At 57.9% G+C, this 21919-nt stretch carries 19 protein-coding genes; 13 read left to right on the forward strand and 6 right to left on the reverse strand.

Going from position 1 to position 21919, the window contains the following annotated elements; all coding sequences use genetic code 11:
* Window positions 1–6 precede the first annotated feature (6 nt).
* The 7 genes from K1X12_RS13575 to K1X12_RS13605 all read left to right on the forward strand — a co-directional run bounded on the left by K1X12_RS13575 (window position 7) and on the right by K1X12_RS13605 (window position 7524).
* Window positions 7–1065: a Gfo/Idh/MocA family protein gene (locus K1X12_RS13575; RefSeq protein ID WP_220988099.1), complete on the forward strand. Its 1059-nt coding sequence runs from the start codon at window positions 7–9 to the stop codon at window positions 1063–1065.
* Window positions 1062–2174: a DegT/DnrJ/EryC1/StrS family aminotransferase gene (locus tag K1X12_RS13580; protein ID WP_220988100.1), complete on the forward strand. Its 1113-nt coding sequence runs from the start codon at window positions 1062–1064 to the stop codon at window positions 2172–2174. Before K1X12_RS13575 ends, K1X12_RS13580 begins: the two co-directional genes overlap by 4 nt.
* A 69-nt stretch (window positions 2175–2243) precedes the next feature.
* Window positions 2244–3221 (forward strand): NAD-dependent epimerase/dehydratase family protein, encoded by a 978-nt coding sequence (locus tag K1X12_RS13585; protein ID WP_220988101.1) that lies wholly within the window; start codon window positions 2244–2246, stop codon window positions 3219–3221.
* Entirely contained in the window at window positions 3218–4354 is a 1137-nt protein-coding gene (locus K1X12_RS13590) for a DegT/DnrJ/EryC1/StrS family aminotransferase (RefSeq protein ID WP_220988102.1), read from the forward strand. Before K1X12_RS13585 ends, K1X12_RS13590 begins: the two co-directional genes overlap by 4 nt.
* Before the next feature lie 149 nt (window positions 4355–4503).
* A complete protein-coding gene (locus K1X12_RS13595; protein WP_220988103.1) occupies window positions 4504–5235 on the forward strand; it encodes an ABC transporter permease in 732 nt (243 codons plus the stop codon).
* The gene (locus tag K1X12_RS13600; RefSeq protein WP_220988104.1) at window positions 5235–6491 is read left to right on the forward strand and encodes an ABC transporter ATP-binding protein; all 1257 of its coding nucleotides are present in this window, start codon (window positions 5235–5237) and stop codon (window positions 6489–6491) included. The genes K1X12_RS13595 and K1X12_RS13600 overlap by 1 nt, the downstream gene beginning before the upstream one ends.
* Entirely contained in the window at window positions 6478–7524 is a 1047-nt protein-coding gene (locus K1X12_RS13605) for a glycosyltransferase family 2 protein (RefSeq protein WP_220988105.1), read from the forward strand. Before K1X12_RS13600 ends, K1X12_RS13605 begins: the two co-directional genes overlap by 14 nt.
* 30 nt (window positions 7525–7554) lie before the next feature.
* Here the strand turns inward: K1X12_RS13605 and K1X12_RS13610 are convergent, their stop codons facing one another.
* The 3 genes from K1X12_RS13610 to K1X12_RS13620 are packed head-to-tail and all read right to left on the reverse strand — an operon-like array spanning window position 7555 to window position 11001.
* Entirely contained in the window at window positions 7555–9387 is a 1833-nt protein-coding gene (locus K1X12_RS13610) for a glycosyltransferase (protein WP_220988106.1), read from the reverse strand.
* Complete coding sequence (locus K1X12_RS13615) at window positions 9384–10370, reverse strand: glycosyltransferase family 2 protein (protein ID WP_220988107.1); 987 nt, start codon at window positions 10368–10370, stop codon at window positions 9384–9386. The genes K1X12_RS13610 and K1X12_RS13615 overlap by 4 nt, the downstream gene beginning before the upstream one ends.
* A gap of 1 nt (window position 10371) precedes the next feature.
* Window positions 10372–11001, reverse strand: a complete 630-nt coding sequence (locus K1X12_RS13620; RefSeq protein WP_220988108.1) for a polysaccharide deacetylase family protein — start codon at window positions 10999–11001, stop codon at window positions 10372–10374.
* Window positions 11002–11653: 652 nt separating this feature from the next.
* Between K1X12_RS13620 and K1X12_RS13625 the strand changes: the two genes are divergently transcribed.
* Genes K1X12_RS13625 through K1X12_RS13650 form a run of 6 tightly spaced genes read left to right on the forward strand, consistent with a single transcriptional unit; the run spans window position 11654 to window position 17902 of the window.
* Window positions 11654–12484 carry a hypothetical protein gene (locus tag K1X12_RS13625; protein ID WP_220988109.1) on the forward strand — a complete coding sequence of 277 codons (831 nt, stop codon included), beginning with the start codon at window positions 11654–11656 and terminating at the stop codon, window positions 12482–12484.
* Window positions 12481–13704: a DUF4350 domain-containing protein gene (locus K1X12_RS13630; protein WP_220988110.1), complete on the forward strand. Its 1224-nt coding sequence runs from the start codon at window positions 12481–12483 to the stop codon at window positions 13702–13704. Before K1X12_RS13625 ends, K1X12_RS13630 begins: the two co-directional genes overlap by 4 nt.
* Window positions 13691–14647 carry an AAA family ATPase gene (locus K1X12_RS13635; protein WP_220988111.1) on the forward strand — a complete coding sequence of 319 codons (957 nt, stop codon included), beginning with the start codon at window positions 13691–13693 and terminating at the stop codon, window positions 14645–14647. The genes K1X12_RS13630 and K1X12_RS13635 overlap by 14 nt, the downstream gene beginning before the upstream one ends.
* Window positions 14644–15957: a DUF58 domain-containing protein gene (locus K1X12_RS13640; protein WP_220988112.1), complete on the forward strand. Its 1314-nt coding sequence runs from the start codon at window positions 14644–14646 to the stop codon at window positions 15955–15957. The genes K1X12_RS13635 and K1X12_RS13640 overlap by 4 nt, the downstream gene beginning before the upstream one ends.
* On the forward strand, window positions 15954–16952 hold the full coding sequence (locus K1X12_RS13645) for a stage II sporulation protein M (RefSeq protein ID WP_220988113.1): 999 nt from the start codon (window positions 15954–15956) through the stop codon (window positions 16950–16952). The genes K1X12_RS13640 and K1X12_RS13645 overlap by 4 nt, the downstream gene beginning before the upstream one ends.
* Window positions 16949–17902, forward strand: coding sequence for an RDD family protein (locus tag K1X12_RS13650; protein WP_225907985.1), 954 nt, complete (start codon window positions 16949–16951; stop codon window positions 17900–17902). The genes K1X12_RS13645 and K1X12_RS13650 overlap by 4 nt, the downstream gene beginning before the upstream one ends.
* Here K1X12_RS13650 and K1X12_RS13655 read toward each other — a convergent pair.
* From K1X12_RS13655 to K1X12_RS13665, 3 genes are all read right to left on the reverse strand, one after another.
* The gene (locus tag K1X12_RS13655; protein WP_220988114.1) at window positions 17895–18893 is read right to left on the reverse strand and encodes a glycosyltransferase family 2 protein; all 999 of its coding nucleotides are present in this window, start codon (window positions 18891–18893) and stop codon (window positions 17895–17897) included. The genes K1X12_RS13650 and K1X12_RS13655 overlap by 8 nt on opposite strands.
* 497 nt (window positions 18894–19390) lie before the next feature.
* Window positions 19391–20671, reverse strand: a complete 1281-nt coding sequence (locus K1X12_RS13660; RefSeq protein ID WP_220988115.1) for an O-antigen ligase family protein — start codon at window positions 20669–20671, stop codon at window positions 19391–19393.
* 70 nt (window positions 20672–20741) lie between these two features.
* Window positions 20742–21881, reverse strand: coding sequence for a glycosyltransferase family protein (locus K1X12_RS13665; RefSeq protein WP_220988116.1), 1140 nt, complete (start codon window positions 21879–21881; stop codon window positions 20742–20744).
* Window positions 21882–21919 lie beyond the last annotated feature (38 nt).

Here is a 21919-nt window from a genome sequence, read left to right on the forward strand (position 1 = left end):
CCCAAAATGACTGCTCCGATGGAAGCCAGCAACAAGATCATCAACATCGCAGTTGTCGGATATGGCTACTGGGGCCCGAACCTTGTGCGCAACTTTTCCGAGCTGAATACGGCGCGTGTCCATACGGTCGTCGACCTGAACCCGAAGCTGCTGGAATTGGTGAACAAGCGCTATCCGGCGACAAAGACGACCACGGACTTCCAGGAAATGCTGCGCGATCCGGAAATCGATGCGGTTGCCATTGCCACGCCGGTGAACACACACTTCTCGCTCGCCATGGCGGCCCTCAAGGCCGGCAAGCATGTGTGGCTGGAAAAGCCAATGGCGGAGACGTCGCTGCAAGCCCGCTCGCTGGTCGAGGAAGCCGAAAAGCGGGGCCTGATCCTGCATGTGGACCACACATTCATCTACACGGGCGCCGTGCAGAAGATCAAAAGCCTGATCGACTCCGGCGAACTCGGCAAGGTGCTCTATTTCGACTCGATCCGTGTGAACCTCGGCCTTTTCCAGCGCGATGTGAACGTGATTTCGGACCTCGGCGTGCACGATTTCTCGATCCTGGATTATCTGTTCAATGAGCATCCGATCGCGGTTTCGGCGTCAGGCATCAACCACTTCCCCGGCACGCCGGAGAACCTCGCTTACATCACCCTGTTTTACGAATCCGGGCTGATTGCGCACGCCAACGTTTCCTGGCTGGCGCCGGTGAAGGTTCGCCAGATCCTTATCGGAGGCTCGGACAAGATGATTACCTATGATGATCTTGAACCTTCCGAGAAGCTGAAGATCTACGACAAGGGCGTGAGCTTCACCGACGATCCGAAGAAGATCCATGAAATGCGCGTGGGATATCGTACAGGCGATATGTGGGCGCCGAAGCTCGACGGGTCTGAAGCCCTGCGCGTTGAGGGTGAGCATTTTGTTGACTGTATCCTCACCGGAAAAACGCCGATCACGGATGGCCGACTTGGTATGCGTGTTGTTGAAGTCATCGAAGCCGCCACCAGCTCCATGCGGGGCCGCGGCGAAACCGTACACCTGCCCCGCCAAGGAAGCTCTAAATGATCCCGTTTGTTGATCTCAAGGCGCAGTACCATTCCATCAAGGAAGAAGTTGACGCCGCTGTTCTGAAGACGCTGGAAAGCTGCGCCTTCACGCTCGGGCCGGAAGTTGCCGACTTTGAAAAGCTGTTTGCCGCTTACTGCAACAACACCCACGCAATGGGCGTGAACAACGGCACGAGCGCGCTGCACCTGGCGCTGCTTGCGGCGGGCGTCGGCCCCGGTGATGAAGTGATCACCGTGCCGCACACCTTCGTGGCATCGGCTGCTTCTATCTACTATACCGGCGCAAAGATCGTGTTGTGCGATATCGATCCGGCAACCTACACGATGGACCCGGCCGCGCTGGAGGCGGCCATCACACCGCGGACCAAGGCGATCATCCCGGTTCACCTTTACGGCCAGATGGCCGACATGGACCCGATCATGAAGATCGCCGAAAAGCACGGCCTCGTGGTTCTGGAAGACGCGGCGCAGGCACACGGCGCCGAATATAACGGCCGCCGTGCAGGCTCGGTGGGCCATCTGGCCGGCTTCTCCTTCTATCCGGGCAAGAACCTTGGCGCGGCCGGTGAAGGCGGCGCTGTGGTGACCAGCAGTGACGAATATGCCCGCCGCGTGAAAATGCTGCGCGACTGGGGCGCAGAGCGCAAATACGAGCACGTTCTGAAAGGCTACAACATGCGCCTGGAGGGCATGCAGGGCGCTGTTCTGAAAGTGAAAATGAAGTACATTGAGCAGTGGACGGAAATGCGCCGCGCCGCCGCCAAGCGCTATGACGACATGTTCGCCGGAACCGGCGTGCAGACGCCCAAGCAGATGGAAAACCGTCGTCACGTCTACCACCTCTATGTCATCCGCACGCCGGAACGCGCACGCTGGCAGGAGGAGCTGACGAAAAAAGGCATCCAGACCGGCATTCACTATCCGTACCCGGTGCACCTGCTGCCCGCTTATGAAGACCTCGGCTACAAGGAAGGCCAGTTCCCGCATTCGGAAAAGGCCGGCAAGGAAGTGCTCTCCCTGCCGATGTATCCTGAACTGACGGGCGACATGCAGGCCGAAGTGGCTGAAGCCGTCACCGCGCTCCAGAAATCCCTGGTTCACAGCTGATACCAGCGGGCGGCGGGAAGGATTTCCGCTGCCTGAACCACTCTCAAGATCACTCAGGCAGAACGACAAATGAAACTCGAAGGCGCAAAAATCCTGGTCACCGGCGGCTGCGGCCTCATCGGCTCGACAACCATCGACCAAATTTTGGCAACGGAAAATCCGGGCAAGGTCGTCATCTTCGACAACCTCGTGCGCGGCTCGATGCGCAATGTCGAGGACATCCTGAAAGATCCGCGTGTCGAGCTGGTGCGCGGCGACATTCGTGACGCCAAGGCCGTGCTGGACGTGACCGAAGGCATGGACGCCGTAATCCACATGGCCGCTATCCGCATCACCGCCTGCGCCGCCGAACCGCGCGAGGCGATGGAAGTGATGTGCGACGGCACATACAACGTCGTGGAAGCCGCGCAGAAAGCCGGCGTGAAGAAGGTTCTCGCCGCCTCGTCCGCCTCCGTCTACGGCCTCGCCGATACCTTCCCCACCAAGGAAGACCATCACCCCTACAACAACCGCACCTGGTATGGCGCCTCCAAGGTGATGCTGGAGGGCCTGCTGCGCTCCTTCAACGACATGTATGGCCTGGACTATGTGTCGACCCGCTACTTCAACGTCTACGGCCCGCGGATGGACATCCATGGGAAGTATACGGAGGTTTTGGTGCGCTGGATGCAGCGTATCGAAGAAGGCACGCCGCCGCTGATCCTGGGCGATGGCACAACCTCAATGGACTTCATCTATATCGAAGACCTTGCCCGCGCGAACGTGCTGGCGCTGAAGTCTGATGTTTGCGACGAAGTGTTCAACGTTGCCTCCGGCGTGGAGACCAATCTCAACGAGCTGGCCGCCGCCCTGATGAAGGTGATGGATGCGCCCGCCGGCATGGCGCCGGAATATGGCCCGGAGCGGAAGGTGAACCCGGTTGCCCGGCGCCTGGCGGACACGACGAAGGCCCGCGACCTGCTGGGCTTTGAAGCGCAGATCGACCTTGAAGAGGGCCTGCGCCGCCTCGTTGCCTGGTGGCGCGCCAACAAGGACGTGTTTGAATGATCCCGATCATCAAGCCCCTGATGGACGAAGCGGAAGCAAACGCCGCCGCGCGCGTGATCCTTTCCGGCTGGGTGACCCAGGGACCGGAAGTCGCCGCCTTCGAAAAGGACTTCGCCGCCTATACCGGCGCGGCCCACGCGACAGCCGTTTCCAACTGCACGACAGGCCTGCACCTGGCTCTGCTCGTTGCCGGCGTGAAGGCCGGGGACGAGGTGATCACGGTCAGCCATTCCTATATCGCGACCGCCAATTCCATCCTCTATTGCGGCGCAAAGCCGGTGTTCGTCGATGTCGATGCCGACACGATGAACATGGACCCTGCCCTGATCGAGGCGGCCATCACACCGAAAACCAAAGCCATCCTGGTGGTTCACCAGATCGGCATGCCAGCGGACATGGCGCGCATTATGCCCATCGCCCGCCAGCATGGGCTGAAGGTGATCGAGGATGCCGCCTGCGCCGTTGGGGCCGAGCTGCTGTGGGACGGCGAATGGCAGAAGGTTGGCCGGGTTTGGGGCGATGTCGCCGTTTTCTCGTTCCATCCGCGCAAGATCGTTTCGACCGGCGATGGCGGCATGATTACCACGCCGCATGCAGATTGGGACGCTCAATTCCGCCTGCTGCGCCAGCATGGCATGAGCGTGCCCGACACCGTGCGCCACAAGGCGAACACGGTGATTTTCGAAGAGCATCCGATCATGGGGTATAATTACCGCATGACGGACATTCAGGCCGCCGTTGGCCGCGAACAACTCAAACGCCTGCCGGGCGTTGTGGCCCGCCGCCGCGAGATTGCCGATCGGTACCGGGAGCGTCTTGCGGACGCCCAATGGCTAGGTATGCCCGCAGAGCCCGCCTGGGCCCGCTCGAACTGGCAAAGCTTCAGCGTACGCCTGCCTGACCAGGCGGACCAACGGGAAGTGATGCAGGCGATGCTCGACAAGGGCATCTCCACGCGCCGCGGCATTATGTGTGCGCATCGCGAAAAGGTGTATTCCGGTAGTCCGCTGCACGCGCCGCTGCAAAACTCGGAAATCTCGCAAGACAAGCGGATCATTCTGCCGCTTTATGTCCAGATGACGGACGCCGATATTGACGCGGTAACAGACGGCCTCAAGAAAGCGACGAAATAGTGACTGACGCAAATCTGACAGGCAAGACAGACCCGGCGCCTCTGCCGGATCGAAAGAGCGAGAGGATAACCCGCATCCGGCCGGATCGCGGGCTTCTTGACGTCGAGCTTGATCAACTCTGGCTGTATCGCGGACTTCTGGCGACGCTCGTGAAACGGGACATCTCCGTTCTCTACAAACAAGCCGCGCTGGGCGTCGGCTGGGCCGTTATTCAGCCGATCTTCGCCGTGATCATTTTTACGGTCGTGTTCAGCTATATTGCCAAACTGCCTGTGCCGGGAGACGTGCCCTATCCAGTGTTTGCATTTGCGGCTGTTCTTCCGTGGACATACTTTGCGGAGTCCATCAGGCGGGGTGCGACCAATCTTGTGAATGAGTCAAACCTGGTGAAGAAGGTTTTCTTCCCGCGCATCCTCATTCCTCTAGCCGGGGTCATCGCGCCGTTTCTGGATTTTCTGATCGCCTTCGCCGTAATGATCATCCTCATGCTTGTGATGGGTGTGACGCCAACCTGGCGACTGATTGCGGTAGTTCCATTTATCGCCCTTGCCGCCATGCTGGCACTGGGCGTTTCATTGTGGCTTGCACCGATCAATGTTCGCTACCGCGACGTAAAACACACCCTGACATTCATGCTGCAGATCTGGATGTATGCTTCCCCGGTGGTGTACTCCTCCGACCTCGTGCCGGACGAATGGCATTGGGCCTACGCCCTTAACCCGATGGTGGGCGTGATCGAAGGGTTTCGCTGGGCGGTGACGGGAACAGAATTTCCAGACCTGACCATGTTGGCGATCAATGGCGCCATGATATTGACGCTGTTCCTGACCGGGCTTGTTTTCTTCAAGCGCATGGAACGCAGCTTTGCGGATGTAATCTGATGCCTGACTTTGCCATCCGGGCGCAAGGCCTTTCAAAGAAATATCGGCTGGGCGCAGCGAGCAACCAGAATGACAGCCTGCGCGACGCGCTCGCTTCCGGCCTGAAGCAACTGACCGGACGCGGACAGGCGCGTCAAAATGGCGAGTTTTGGGCGCTTAACAATGTTTCATTTGAGATCGCGCGCGGCGAGAATGTCGGTATCATCGGCCTGAACGGCGCCGGGAAGTCGACGCTATTGAAGGTGCTTTCCCAGATCGTCACGCCCACACGAGGTTCGGCAGAAATTCGCGGCAGGCTGGGCGCGCTTCTGGAAGTAGGCACCGGGTTCCACCCTGAACTCACCGGGCGCGAGAACATTTTTCTGTATGGGTCGATCCTTGGAATGAGCCGCGACGAGGTGGCCGCCAAGCTCGATCAGATTGTCGCGTTTTCCGAGATTTCGGACTTTATCGATACGCCGGTGAAGCGGTATTCCTCGGGCATGTATGTGCGCCTGGCGTTTGCGGTTGCCGCGCACCTTGAGCCCGACATTCTGCTGCTGGATGAAGTGCTTGCGGTTGGCGATTTTGCCTTCCAGAAAAAGTGTATGGACTTCGCCCGGTCGCTTGAACGGCGTGGCTCCACGATCCTTTTCGTTTCCCACAATATGTTCACGATCAAGAGCTTCTGCCCTCGGGTCATCTATCTGCGCAAAGGCGAAGTTGTTTATGATGGCCCGACGGACGAGGGCTTGCGCATGTATGAAGCCGATAGCCGCCTGGCGCTGAGCCCATGGTTCCGGTCTGAGGATGGGAGCGCACCGCCAATAACGATAACCGACATCAGTCAGACTGACATACACGGCGCAGAAAAGACTGTATTCGACTATGGCGAGCGGATGAAAGTCCGCATCCGGTATGAAGCCAGCGAGCCGGTCAGAACGCCAGATTTCCGGATCGGTATTGACCGGTCTGACGAAGTGCACTGCTGCAGCTTTTCGACCGAGGCAGATGGCATTCCCATCTCCCAGGTAGTCGGCGAAGGCGTTATCGAACTGATCACCCCTCCCCTGAAGCTTGTTGCGGATACCTACACCACGACCATCACCATTCGCGTGGCCGGACGCTCTATCGTGTCGCAACTTGGCGTGCCTTTCCACATGCGGCACGAGGTCTTCCAATCAAGCGTCTTTGGAGTGTTCCACGAAGCCGGCAGCTGGCAGGTCGAAACCCAACAATCTGATGTTAAAATGAAGGCCTCCAATGACCAGCGTTGATGTGGTTGTCCCCTGCTACAACTACGCTCACTATCTTGAGGGATGCATAGCGACGGTGCTTTCGCAGCGCGATGTCGAGGTACGCATCCTGATTATCAATGACTGCTCACCAGATAATACAGAAGAGGTCGCGCAACGTCTGGCGGAGAGCGACCCGCGCATCACATACCTCAGGAACGAACGGAACCTTGGCCTGATCGGAACGGCGAACCGGGGCGTCATGGATTGGGCGACGGGAGACTATGTCGTCCTTCTCTCAGCCGATGACTTGCTCGCGCCGGGCGCGCTCGCCCGCGCCGCCGGCCTGATGGACGCCAACCCCGAAATCTCCCTGACTTACGGCATGGCGCTTATGTTGCACGATAATCAGCCAGCGCCCGTCGTTCAGGATACGAGAAGCGCAGACACAAGAATTGTTCCCGGTCCGGATTTCCTGAAACATCTGTGCGAACAGGGAAACGCCGTTCCTACGCCAACCGCAGTCATGCGCACCAGCGTTCAACATCGCATTGGCGGATACAATGACAGGTTCAAGCACACGTCCGATGTTGACACCTGGCTACGCGCTGCCGCGGCTGGTTCCATCGGTATCATCAACGCAGTGCAGGGATTGTATCGCTGGCACGATACCAATATGAGCGCCGCCTACCAGCGGCGCCCGATCGGTGACCGCCGCGAAATGCTTGCGACCTGCGAAGAATTCTTCCGTCTGCAGGGCGATCGGTATCCGGAGTTTGCCGATTGGCTGGACGCCATGAAACAGCGCTTCGCCCAGGAAGCCCTTTGGATCGCCAGCTGCTCTTTCAATGATCCGCACGATGCCTCCTGGAGGGATAGCCTGTCCTTTGCCAGCGAGCTGAATTCTGCCCTGTGGACATCACCGGTGTGGTGGAAGCTGATGGCGAAGCGCGCGGTGGGAACCAAGGTGGCCGCGCGACTGTCCCGCTCGACAATCGAACCCGCGCTCAACGACAATGGTCGCATCTGGTTTGAACACGGCGAACAGATTGGCTGGTGGCCGGGCAACGCCTGAGTTGGCAGTCAGGAGCCGCCTGCCGAAACGCTATCCATTCGCGCCGAGCAGAAAATTGCGCAACCACAGCACAAGATAGCTGGTCGCGCCATAAAACTCCCACCACGGCGTAGAGAATGTTTTCAGGCGCCAGGAGGTGACGGGCCCCATACGCCATCTCAGCGAGGAGATGCCTTTCAGGAACGGGATCACCTCGCCCCGAAGAAGGTATTTCATATTGTAGGCGCCGCGGCCGATATCATAGAATTTGTAGAGCGCGGCCACGTCCTTTTCCTTGCGGCCATGATGGTGCGAAATCACCATGCCCGGATGGTAGGCGCCGTCCCATCCGGCACTTCCTGCGCGAGCGGCTGCGTCCATGTCTTCGCCGGCAAACAATCGGCCCGCGCCCATCGACTCATCGAAACCGCAAATATCCGCAAAAGCTTCGCGGCGAAATGCAAGATTGGCCCCGATCAGACCGTCCGTATGAAGATACTGCCCCGCAGGATAGCGCCTGGAAACCTGAGAGAAGTTCACCGTTACTGCTGCATCGGTCTCATCGAACAGCTCCACCCTGCCGGTAACATAACCGAGGGTTTTATCCTTGAAGGCCGTCCGGACTTCCGTGAGAAAGTTCGGATCGACATAGCAATCATCATCGGTAAAGGCGAGAATGCGACCACGCGCATGAGCAACACCGGTGTTACGGGCAGCGCTCACGCCACGCTTGGTCTCAATCAACAGCTTTGCCGGAACAGGCATAGCGGCCAGTTCCCGCTCGACAATTTCTCGCGTATCATCCGTAGACCCATTGTCTACGACAATTAACTCCCAGCTACCTTTGTACCGAATGTTCCGGATCGCATCGAGGCAGGCAACGATCTGTTCGCTGCGGTTGCAGGTCCCAACGACAAGAGAAATGTCCAGTGGGTCTGACGTAACATTGCGCGCAATCCGAACCCGCCGCTGGCCGCCGCGGCAGGCCACCGGGCCATCGGGATCAAACTTCCGAAAGCGCCAGCGAACGAGTATTTTCAAACGTTCCCGCAGGGTGACGCCGTGGCGTCTTGCGACCATATCGAAGAATGGTGTGCGCCGGACAGCATCCCAGTAGAGCCAGGCCCAGGGATGATAGGAACGGGAAATCCAAGGCTTCTGTGAGCCAGTATAGTGGACAATGCACGGCGCTTCCGCGTAGCCCGGCATTTCATGGCGGGCCATGTTGATTGCGGTCGTCGCCTGCACATTCCACTTGCCAGGCAGCCGACTGACGGCGCCCCAGTAGACATGATTGATTGCGTCCTGGTCAGGCCAGGGAAAACGATCTCCCTCCCTGCTATAGAGCTCAATCGCCCGGGTGAACCCTTTCTCTGCCCGCACGCGATCAAGGTCAATCAACAGCACACCAACGTTTATGTAGTCATGTCCCGCAGGAAGGCCCCACTTCTCGGCAAAAGCGTCCGCATCTTCGTTCACATCAATTGCGGCCGCTATAGAATGACCGCCAATATCCCACCGGGAGAGTTCCCTGAGATCTGTCGTAACGATCAAGTCTACATCGAGGTAGATCACCCGATGGCAATCGGCCGGGGCGAGCTTTTCGAGGCCTAAACGGAACAGGATCGCCCTGGTGAAATGCCCTCTGCTTCCAAATGCGGGAAGATCGTCTTCCTCGACATCGATCCAGACGAACTCCGCCCCTTTTGCGCACTTCTCGACCAGACGCCGAGCCTCAGCGTCGATGTCCACAGATAGGATAATAAAACGAAACGCATCCGCAGGCGCCAGTTTCACAATCGACGCAATTGTTGCAGCCAGATGCGGCGCATAGTTGCCGTCGACACCGAAAGCGACATCCGTGCGAAGGGCTGGCGCAATCATTGCGGCGCCTCCGACATAGGGGTTTCTGGGGCCGGTTCCGGCTTTCCGCCGACGCCAAACGCATACAGAGCCGCTTCCCTCAGAGGGCGGAAACCGGCAAGCATTTTAAGCCCGCGGCTCGGGTTAAGCCCCAGCAGGCGAACGACGGCGCGGCGTGCGCCTTTGTGCTCCCCGCAGGAGGCCCGCATCATCGCGGCCTCCAGGAAGTAATTGAAATAGCCTTCCTGCGACCCGTAGTAAGAACGCACGAAGGCAATGGGCGTCCGCCAGCGGCGCAAGTTGGGAAGAGCGTGCCGCCAGAATATGCGGCGCGTAAATCCGGCACGCCGCATTGTCAGATCGTCAAATGAGCCGGCAGAACGGACCCGACAACAAACCCCCGGAACGGCAACAAACCCGATCGCCCTGTCGCGAGCGATCTGCAGTTGCCAATCCCAATCGGAATCCCCGATCAGGGTTTCATCCATAAGCCCGATCTCTGAGGCCACACTTCCCCGAATGACAGACGCGCCGACCTGCGGGAAATATCCGCTTAGCATTTTTACGAAGACATCATCCTCGACCGGCGACTCAGATGGCCAAGCTTCACCAACGATATTCAATTTCTGGTCAGCATAGACAATCTGCCCGAAAACCGCGCTCAAAGAGGGCTGCTCATCCAGCATCTTGATCTGTGGACGAATATTCTCCGGGAACCAGACATCGTCATCGTCGAGAAAGGCTATAAACTCGCCGGTTGCATTGGCGAGGCACAGGTTTCGGGCGGCGGGACAACCATCCTTCGGTGTGTGGAAATACCGCGCCGCGAACTCTTCGGCCACGGCTGCAGCGTCAGCATCCGTTCCGTTGTCACCTACGAGAATTTCAAACTTCAAGTCGTCCGAGATCGCTTCGACGGCGCGGATACTCCTGAGAGCATCCCGCAGCAGGGCGGGACGGTTTCGGGTTGCTACGATCACGGAAACGGTGCGCAGCGGGGTCATCTCAGAACCACTCTTCCCAGCGATCATATTTGCCCTTCAGCAGGGCATTGAAGATGAAGTCACTATCGAATTTTGTAACAAATGTACGAGCTATCGTACCTTCGCAGCGCGTTTCTTCAGCCTGAGCGAAGATGGTCGTATAGCCCGCCTCCCGCGCAATATTAGCAGCTTCCGCGGTCCAGTTTCCAGACTGTCCGAACGGAATTGCGAAAGTTTCAGGCGCAAATCCGAGACGCTTTGAGAACAGCTCTCTCGAGCCGGCAAGCTCATCAACCATCTGGTCTCGGCCGATTTGGGCGAAGTTCGGATGGGTCGCCGAATGGCTGCCCATTTCCGCGCCTGATTTCAGCATCGCTTCGATATCCTGCCAGGTCAGGACAAAGTCCTCACCGAAGGGATGGCGACCGTCTGACCATTCCGAAACCGGAAAGAAAGTCCAGGGTAGGCTGTATTCTTCCAGGATGGGAACGGCATTCGTCAGAACACTCCGAAGCCCGTCATCGAAGGTTATGGCGAGATCTTTTTCGCCACCGCCCGTTCGAACGATTTCCGAAGCAGGAACGAAGCGATACCCCTTGTTCAGCGCCAGTTCGATCTGACTGCGAAACATCGAAGGGGTCACATCGTTCACGCCCCATTCTTCCTGCCCGATCGTATGGTAACAAAGAATCCGGCCGATAAAGCGTTTGCGCGCGCCCGGAAGGGCCGCGAGCAGGTGCCGTTCGCAGCATACGCGGGCCGATGCAACGCGCGGGCGGGTTATGCCTACCTTGCTCAATGCCCTTATCGCGAGAGACTTCATCGGGACGGCCCGTGCACCCTGTTACCAGCAACAATGTGTGACACATGCTGGTTAAAATGGGCTTCAATTAGCCGGTAAAATAGAATGGATCCGGCGGGAAAGGACAAGCGGCATCAGTCCTTTTCTGTGCAATTATTCTTCTCCAGAAGCCAAGAACCATGCAGTTTCCAGCAACTCGGCGCCAACGGCACAACGCATTAAATTCCGCCCCAGCCGACAGGGCTTGCCCGCCGAGATTGAAAACTAGACTACAACTCAGGCACCCACGTTGGGCCCTCAGCGCCGCCCTCCCCCCGGAATCGGGGCTACCGGGACCGATCGCGGCCAGCCAGCATGACCGCAATTTTACCCGATGCCGGACAGGATTAATTCCCGATTGTCCGATAAGTGCATCAATGAGCAACTGACCGTTGAAGCGGTGGGAAAGCTCTGAAATAGTTATCGAAAGGGTGTCGGAAGATATCCACAGGAGGGTTATCGAGTGCGGTCTCGCGTCAGGAATTTTGCCCGCGACCTGGCTGCATTTTCCTTCCTGCTATATGCTGCTTCCGCTGCGATGGCGCAGGTGCCTTCCCATGCCACCCCTGCCGTTCCGAACGATTTCGAAGATGCTGAATTCTGGGACGAAGCCGAGACAGCCCCGGACGCGGACTTCGAGGATGAGTTTGCCACCTATTCGCTCGAAACCGACGAAAGCCAGCTGGAAGCGGCTCATAAGGCCTATCTGCGAGACGGCGCACTGCAGCTGGTTCGCCCGGAGTCGGAGCCAATAGACATCCAACCCGTGGAGCCGCCTGCGTGGATTGAGGCATTGTTGAGGTTCCTGGGAACGCTGGCGCCGATCCTGCAGATCATATTCTGGGGCGCCATTGCCCTGGTGGTTATGGCTATACTCTATTTCCTATTCGGTGAAGCCGTCCGTGTTCGGCTGGGCTTCAAGCCGATCAAAGCGCCAAAGCGTCAGGATGATGTTCTGCCAGACATACGCCCGGACGCGGACAAGGCCCGCACCCTACTGGAGGAAGCAGACGCCCTCGCGCGCGAAGGGCGATTTGCGGAGGCCGTTCACCTGCTGCTGTTCCGCTCCATCGAAGACATTCAGGAGCGGCTGGAGGGAGGCGTCCCCTCATCTCTGACTGCGCGGGAAATTGCCGGACTGGGCAATCTGCCTAAAAGAGCCAAACACGCTCTGGGGCCAATCATCCAGATTGTGGAACATAGCTTCTTCGGCGGTCAAACGGTCGACGGCAATGGATGGCAAAATGCGCGGCGCAGCTATGAAGAGTTCGCGTTCGGAGAGGGGTGGGCATGAGCAAGCCAGCGCAGGGTGACTCCCCATTTTCTGTCCGCATTGTTGCGATTCTAATCGCGATTGCGCTGATCGCCTTTGGCGGCGTCATGGTGCTGGCTGGCTGGGCCCCTGAGTTGCGTGAGCGTAATGTAGCGGGCGACCACCCCTACTCCACATCCGCGCTCGGATACAACGGATTTGTCCGCCTACTGACGCAGCAGGGAATTCCCGTCTCCATATCTCGACTGGAGCGCGACCTGGAACAACGCGACTGGGGAGTGATGATCGTAACCGCTCCTGCCTTTGGCAACTTCCGGGAAATGAGCGAGCTGGACTTCCAAAGCTCGACACTGCTGGTGTTACCCAAATGGATTGGACATTCTGATCCATTGAACTCGCAACATCAGGCCGACACATATTTCATAGAAGCCAGGCACCTGAACAACTGGGTGCATGAATTCTACCCGGACGCCGAGATCGTCAGGGCGCCGCCCGGAACGCCCGTCAAGGGCGCGATCAAGACTGGCGCCCTCAAGCCTGATGTGCGCCTCCAGCTGATCAAGTCGGAAAGCCTGGACACGATCGTCGGCACAGACACAGAAGCGCTGGTAGCGTATGATCCGACGCGCGGCATTTATGTGTTGAGCGATCCCGACATGATCAACACATTCGGACTGGCAAACCGAGAGAATGCTCTTTTTGCGACACGCCTCGTGAACTATCTTCGAACGTCGGAGCTTGAACCCGTCTTGCTCGACGCGACAATTCACGGCTTTACGCGCTCTGAAAACCTTCTGAAAATGTTGTTCAGCGCGCCATATATCGGCGCCACACTTATCGCTTTGGCCGCAGCTCTTCTGCTCGGCTGGGCCGCGACAGTGCGCTTCGGACCGCCAGCACGCGACATACGGGCGATCGCCCTTGGCAAGCAAGCGCTGGCGGACAATTCTGCCGGCCTGATTTCCATGGCACGCCGCGAAATCCGCATGGCACCTGGATACGCCGCCATGATACGCAGACGTCTTGCGCTTGCGCTTCGGCTCCCCCGCCACCTCACTGAAAAGCAGCTTACCGAAGTGTTCGACCGGCTCGACGGCAGCGACGAGGAACCAAGATTTTCAGAACTGGAAGCGGCCATTCGCGGCCAAACATCAAGCCGGGAGGACCTCGTGCAGAAAGCGCGCGAGCTGCACCAACGGCGTAAGGAAATCATCAGGAGAGTAATGCATGAGCGTGGCTGATATCCGCAATCTGGCGGACCGCATCCGGAACGAAGTGAGAAAGGCAATCATTGGGCAGGACACAAGCGTCGACCTGCTGCTGGTCGCGCTATTCTCGTCCGGTCACGTGCTGCTGGAAGGGCCGCCCGGAACCGCGAAGACCTTGCTGGCGCAATGTTTCTCCAGGGCCATTGCGCTGCAGTTTGGACGCATCCAATTTACACCTGACCTGATGCCCGGAGACGTTCTGGGAACCAACCTCTTCAATTTCCAGACCAATGAATTCAGCCTGACAAAAGGGCCAATATTCACCGATATTCTGCTCGCGGATGAAATCAACAGAACGCCGCCGAAAACACAGGCCGCCCTTCTCGAAGCCATGCAGGAACGCAAGGTTACGATTGATGGGGAAAGCTATCCTCTCAATGCCCGCTTCACGGTGATCGCAACGCAGAACCCGATTGAGCAGCAGGGCACCTACCCGCTGCCGGAAGCCCAGCTGGACCGTTTCCTGTTCAAGCACATTCTAGAGTATCCGACGCGCGACGAAGAGCTGCGGATTGTAATGCAGCATGGCACCCGCACCGGGATGAAAACGCCTGCCGCGTTCGGTGTAGAGCCCGTTCTTACGGCTGCAGAACTCGACGTAGCCGTGAACGCAGTGTCTGAAGTGCGCCTGAACGATGATATTATTTCGTATATCGTGGATATCGTACGCACGACCCGGGAAACCCCGGCCCTAGAAACCGGCGCAAGCCCCCGCGCCGCTGCGGCGCTGGCGATGAGCGCGCGAGCACGCGCTGCGTTGGATGGACGGGACTTCGTGATCCCGGACGATGTCAAAACGCTGGCACTGCCCGCCTTGCGTCACCGGGTAATCCTGTCCCCAGCTGCGGATATCGAAGGGCGCACAACCGACGAAACACTTTCCGGCATCATCGAGCAGACGGCGGCGCCCCGGTGATCTCCCCAACTCCCCGCGCAATCTTCCTCATGCTGATGGGGACACCGCTGTTGATCGCGGTGGCATTGTTTGCGCCTCAATTCTGGATTTTGTCTGCGGCATGGATATTAGCCATCGGCGGCATCATCCTGCTGGACGGTATGCTCGCGGCGAAGCTGCGGTCATATCTCGTGGAGGAGGATATCCCGGCGCTTCTGTATGTAGGGGAACCGACGAATATTCCGGTCCTGATCCGCTTCAACAATGGCCCGTTGCCTGCGCGGGTCGAGGTTCAGCTGGAGACAAACGAGAACATCCCACATTCTGAACCTCAGGGCCTAAGGGGATGGGATAACCGGGAACGCGCGTATGCGTTTTCCCTAACGCCCGCCCGCCGGGGAATGGCGCATTTCGTTCGACTGTGGAGCCGGTGGAAAGGCCCGCTTGGCCTCGTGCAGAAGCGTCATATTCACGAGATAGATGTGAATATTCCGATCACCCCGAACATCCGATGGGTGCGCGATGAAGCAATCCGCCTTTTCTCCCGAGATGCCGAGTTCGGGATCAAGGCGCAGATTGAACGGGGCGATGGCAGCGAATTCGACGCCCTGCGGGAATTCACCGCCGGAATGGACCGACGCGCAATCGACTGGAAACATTCCGCCCGGCATCGGCACCTGCTGGCGAAGGAATTCAAGACAGAGCGCAATCACCATATCGTCTTCGCATTCGATACCGGGCGCCTGATGAGCGAGCCTCTCGGCGGTGTTCCAAAGATCGACAGGGCTGTCACGGCAGGCCTGCTGTTGTCCTATGTTTCCCTCCGATCCGGCGACCGCGCCATGTTTTACGGATTTGCCGCGAAGCCTGGCGCGCAGAGCGGTTTTCTCAACGGCACCAGCAGCTTCCCGAAGGCTCAGGCGATCGCGGCCGAGCTGGACTATTCAGATGACGAAACAAATTTCACCCTCGCACTGAACAGCCTCGCAAGCCGCCTGGAACGGCGCAGCCTCATTATAATTTTTTCCGATTTTGTGGACACGATTTCAGCAGAGCTGATGCTGGAGAATGTGAAACGATTGACCGATAGGCACCTCGTGCTGTTTGCGACCTTTGAGGACGAAGCGTTGGGCAACATGGCGGATGTGTTGCCGGAAACACCTGAAGACGTCGCCCGCGCGGTAATTGCCGACACGCTGTTATCGGAACGCGACCTTGTTCTTCGGCGCCTGCAGCGCATGGGCGTCCAGATCATCGAAAGCAGACCCGAGACCTTCGGCAGCGAACTCGTTTCACGATACCTGCAAATCAAACAGAGGGACATGCTATGAGCCGTGACCTCCTGAAATCGTACCGCTTCCGCGAGGAGCGACAGGCGGACTGGCAAAAGCTGGACCTGATCCTTACACGCGCTGAAAATGGCGGCGTAAAACGCCTGAGCGATGAGGAGATGCTCGCCCTGCCGAGGCTGTATCGTCAAGCAGTTTCATCGCTGTCTGTTGCCCGGTCCATATCTCTTGACCAGAACGTCATCTCCTATCTGGAGAGCCTCTGCACGCGCGCCTACTTCTTTGTTTATGGCGCACGCACCACGATTGGTGAGCGGATCATGGTTTTCCTGCGCAAAGACTGGCCAGCCAGCGTGCGCGCAGCGACCCTTCCAACCTTGTTATCGGCATTGTTCTTTTTTGGAGGGTGGGCCCTCGCCTTTTTCCTGTGCGTTCAGGACATGGATTGGTTCTGGACATTCCACGGACAAAACTTCTTTGACGGCCGGAACCCGGATGCGACCGTCGAATACCTGCGAAGCACAATCTACACGGATGGTTATGGCGAAGGAGAGCTATCCGCCTTTTCCAGCACGCTCTTCAACAATAATGCCCAGATTGCCCTATTTACCTTCGCCCTCGGATTTGCCTTTGGCATCCCAACGGCCTGGCTGCTCGTATACAATGGCGTCATGATCGGTTCCCTATATGCGGTCTTCTGGGACAAGGGGCTGGGCTATGAGTTCACCGGTTGGCTGGCCATACATGGCGTTACCGAGATCTTCGCGATTATTCTCGCGGGCGCCGCAGGCTTCATAATTGGCGGGGCCGTTGCTTTTCCTGGTAACCGAACGCGCCTGGCATCCGCTCGTGCGGCAGGACAACAGGCAGCAACGATTGCCATGGGCTGCGTCGTCATGCTGATCGCAGCAGCTATCCTCGAAGGCTTTGGACGCCAGCTGATCAACTCAGATGGAACGCGCTATCTCATCGCCGCAGCGACGGGCGTCCTCTGGACCGCATATTTCTACCTTCCGCGCCGAGAGCGGCAAGAATGACGAAAATACCCACACCTGCACAAGGCCAACAAAAAAGCCCCATAGTCAGCATGGAGGCAGCCACCCAGCGGCGCGCCCGGATGGCCGAGGCAATGCGGCAGTCAAAGTTGGTCCGGAACCTGATCACTCCGGAAGGCGCTGCAATCAGGTTAAAACTGGCAACCGCCGGAGAACGAGCGGGCGCTTTCCTGATTGATATCATCATTCAATGGGCGATTGTGATCGCGACGTTCCTCGGACTAATTTTCGTTATGGGGGCGATGCGGAACGAAAGCATGAACATCGCCTTCGCCGTCTGGCTGGTGTTCTTCTTTTTTGTCCGGAACTTTTACTACATTATCTTCGAGATCGGGCAGCGCGCTGCCACGCCCGGGAAACGCGCGCTCGGCTTGCGCGTCGCCGCGCGGGATGGCGGGCGCCTGACAGCAAACTCGGTGCTGGCTCGGAACTTCATCCGGGAAATCGAGGTCGGATTGCCGTTTCAGTTTTCACTGATGGGGATGTTTGGCTCGAGCGGCTGGATGGCGCTATTGGGGCTCGTCTGGTCCTGCGTGTTTCTACTCTTCCCAATCTTCAACAAGGACAAAATGCGCGTTGGCGACCTGATTGCGGGCACTTGGGTCATCCGTGCACCCAAAGCCAAACTGATGCACGACATCGCCTCCGTCACGGTCAATCAAGGAGGCTCATCCCGGTACGCCTTCTCGACAGCGCAAACAGATGCCTACGGCATACATGAACTTCACGTGCTGGAGGACGTGCTGCGGCAGTCGACGCCCGACATCAAGAAACAGGTAGCCGAGCGCATTCGGATCAAGATTGGTTGGGTGAAGCAGGCCGGAGAAACCGACCTTGCCTTTCTGGAATCCTATTACGGCGCGCTGCGCAGAAGGTTGGAACAACGTATGCTTCTGGGTGACCGCAAAGCAGACAAGTTCGATGTCAGGTAAGGCCCAGGCGAGACGTTTCGCGTGCCGTTCGGCGCGGCTCTTCGGGAACTTCTGGCAATATCGGCATGCGCAACAGGTGCTTGATCATGCGAGCGACCACCTTCGCCGAAACGCCAGGCGGCTGCACCAACGCACGGACCATCATTGCGGGATCTTTCGCCCTCACACCATCAATCATGGTGCGCCAAGCATAGTCTGTACGGGTGATGTGAAGATGCTCTCGGAGCGCCGAGCGTTCGTCCTCACTGAGCCCAGACTGCCCAAGGAAGCGAACATCGCTGGCAACCAGTTTCCCGATTGCTCTGGTCGGATACGCCTTTGACAGCGATTCCGGCATGCTAACGGCAATATACCCACAGGGGTCAGTTATCACCCAACGGGCACCCATTATGAGGGATCGGGTATAGAACTCGTAATCCTCAGCGAGCCGCATATCCTCGCGAAAATAAAGATCGTTGCGGCGCAGAAATTCAATGCGCATCAGGGGTTTCAAGTAGCCGATCTCACGCCGCGAGCCGCTATACTTCGACAAGTTCTGACGAACAAATTCAGCTAACCCCATAGGAACTTCACCGATCAGCTCATCTCGCCACACCCGCACACCGTCTGCAGGCGACTGACCGGGCTCAACACGAATTACATCGTCGGCCAGGAAATCGAAGTCAGAACGCTCCGCATGTTCGATCAGGCGACGCATTCGGTCCGGAAGGAGATAATCGTCTGCATCAAGACTGGCGACCCACTCGGTCTCGACCATCTTTAGCGCTGCGTTGCGGGCCGCTGACGGGCCAGCGTTGGCGGGCTGACGGGTAATCGTTAGGCGCGGGTCTTTTTCCGCGAGTGCTTCAAGCAAGGCATAGCTGCCGTCTGTCGAACAATCGTCCACAACGATCACGCGGGTGTCGACCGTTTGCTGTAGTGCGCTTTGCACCGCAGTCTCAATGAAGGCGCTACCATTGTAGCAAGGAATGATGATCGTGACCTTGCTCAATGCCGAACCTGTCCGTATTGCAGCTGCATAATGAGTGTCTCCCGGCGACGCACCGAAAGGCTACATTTCTGGTAATGCAAGAAACCAGCCGCAAAAGCCGTTGCGTCAGCAACGCAAGCTTAGCTGAAAAGCGATACAAACGCCCAGATGATGGCGCCCCACAAGCCTGCACTCAGCCCAACAATCGTCAAAAGACGGAGCCAGACAGGCAGTTTGTCCCCACTAAATTCGTTCATGTACGAACGATCATTCTCAAGCACTCCCGTCACGGGGTCTGCGAATGCGCCAGGTTCGATAGGCATTGATGAGCTCGTACGCAACATGGAGGCAACTAAAGCGCTGAAGACTTAACAGCCCTTTAAAGAACAGATCTTATTGGCCACATTATGGGAAGCCGGCATCGGATTCGGGCGCAAATCAGGCAATTTTGTGCCCTATCCCGCCTCCAGCCACCAATGCGCGTAACTTCTTCCATTATTCCTAGGCTGATAAGCCGCTCATTTCCTGCCGACGATTTTGCCCACCCCTTCAAACTTAGGGTCAAAAAGCCGGAACGCAGCGATGCCAGCAAGCGCCTGTAGGTAGGCCGGCGTGGTGAACGTGCTCCACAGGGTAGATTCCGTGAAGGTAATCGTGAGATTGACGATCACCAGGATCAGCAAAGCCGAATTGACCAGCGATCCATCGCGGAACCACAGGCCCAGGCTGCGCAGAGAAGTCCAGCCCAGATAATAGATGAACAGCGCCAATCCGATGAAGCCGAGATGGACCCTCACTTCCCAGTATGCACTATGGAAAGTGAGCTTGGTGCCATAGGCCTTGTAATCATTTTCGTTCAGCGTCTGCGCTGCTCCGGAATCGTAGAACCAGAAGCCTTCCAGACCCGTACCGAACCAGGGCCGCTCTTCAGCAGCCAGCCGCGCACCTTCCCAGAGGCTGGTGCGCCCCGTGAGCGTTGCATCTTTGCCGACGAGCCCGAGAAACTTGGCCACAATTTCATTGTCCGGCATGTTCACGACGACCAACATAAGCGTAACCAACGCCGCAAATGCCGCAAGAATGACGAAAACAGGCAAGCCGCGAATGCGGGTAACGGGCGACCAGAACAGCTTGACCCCGATCAGGGCAGCGCCGCCGAGAATGGCGAAGACCAGAGCTGTCGTCGAATTAGCGAGCAAATTGAAATAGAAGCACACCGGCACAAAGGGTAACGCCAACAGGCGCAGCCAGGCATGCTCCTTTTCGTTCAACACCGTAATGAGGCTGAGCAACATGCAGAACAGCATATGCGCAGCAAAATAGTTCTTACTCGCATACCACCCGCCAAGCGAGAACAAGGGCATCATGGGAATGGAGACGATCGTCGTAATCATGCCGGCAAACATCACCACACGGAGTGCCTGCTGGGTGGTCAAACGTCCTGCAATTACGACCGCCACGAATGATGTCAGGACGAACAGTATGCCCGACCGCAGCGCTTCGCCGGGGAAAGGTGACCAGCCCACGGACATGAGACCAAACAGAGCAACGATGAAGAGCGGCCAGCTCCGGAACATCAATGGCATGAGCCGACGATAGTCGTACGCCATCAGCGCCAGAAAGCCGAGAATGCACAGATAACGAAGCGGCGAGAACACTTCGAGCGGCAGGTAGATGATGAACATCCAGAAGGTCACAAAGACCTGCTCAGGGACGCCAGCGCCCTTCTCTACCGAGTAGACATTGACATATGCGGGCTCAACTGCAGCCACCTGGGGTCTCTGGGCAATGTCAGTCACGAGGCACCTCCACGACACCACGCGCACAGCATGTGCGTCTCGCCAGACTTAGCAGTAAATGCTGGACAGATCATGAAGGCACCTTTGCGCCGATGATCTGCGTGATGACTTGGCGCAGAAAGCCGAGCGGCTGAACAAATGTCTCCTCCGGCAGCTCCCCAAGAACACAAGAATAGCCCCTTATTCTCGTAGGATCATCGAGAAGGTCACCGATCAATGTTGGAAGCGACTTCTCAAGAGGTTCCTCAAGGGTGAACCCGCAGGCGCGGTGCTCCACCCAATTGCCGGTTTCCGTTCCCGCCGGCGCTATTGCGGGGGTGCGGAAATACCCCCCCTCGTAAATGCGATTGGGAAGGAGCCAGACGGAATTCAGGCCAGCCTCCATGAAGTCACCGGACCAGACGACATCTAAACCCTTGTAGATTTCCGAAAGGTCTTCCGGAGACCGGTATCGTCCGTGAAAAGACACGTTTGGGTGTCGGGAAATCTTTTCGTCGAAGTCTGGAATTTCCAACTTCGCCACAACCCCGTGAAGACGAATTTCCACCTGCGTCCCGAACTGGCCGGCCACCGAGCACAAAAGGTCCAGCGACCGGCGGCAGCGTAGATTGCCTACCCATCCGATCCGGAGCTTGCCCGCTTCCTGGGCCTTGTTTCCTACCCCGCGATCGCCGTAATCAGCTCCGCCAGTCAAACGGTTCTCGACCAGAAACACCTTAGGCCCACCCGAATAGTAGCGGTCAAAATGCTCCCTGACGAATGCGGGGGACGACACGATCAGGGCACGGCACTTTTTCAGAAGCCACCCTTCGAAGGCGCGCAGCGTCCATCCGACAGGGTCTTTCCGGCAAAGAAGGCGATGAATGTCGAGGCACTCATAGATCACCGGCGTCGACAGTCCGGCATGGCGCTTTGCCAAGAATGCACATGCGAGCATGTCTAGGTTGCGCGCATAAATTACATCTGCCGAGCGCAACTCGTCAGCCGCCTTCGCAGCGATGCGTGCGCCTCGAAAAACCTGGCGAATTCTCTGGACGAAAGCGCCATCGCGCGTTTCGCCAAGATCGATATTGATCCACTCCTGCGCGAGCGGGGCCCGCCGACGCATCATGAACCCCGTCACCGCAATACCATCCGCCTGCAGCGCAACCACACGCCTGCGGATTGCTGCGTCCGCAGCATCGTGACCGAAGAACGCAATCTTCGTCATGCCGGTTCCCTGCAAATTCGCCCGATAGAGCATTTAAG

Origin of the sequence: Hyphomonas sediminis (assembly GCF_019679475.1) — a bacterium.
Taxonomy (GTDB): Bacteria; Pseudomonadota; Alphaproteobacteria; order Caulobacterales; family Hyphomonadaceae; genus Hyphomonas; species Hyphomonas sediminis.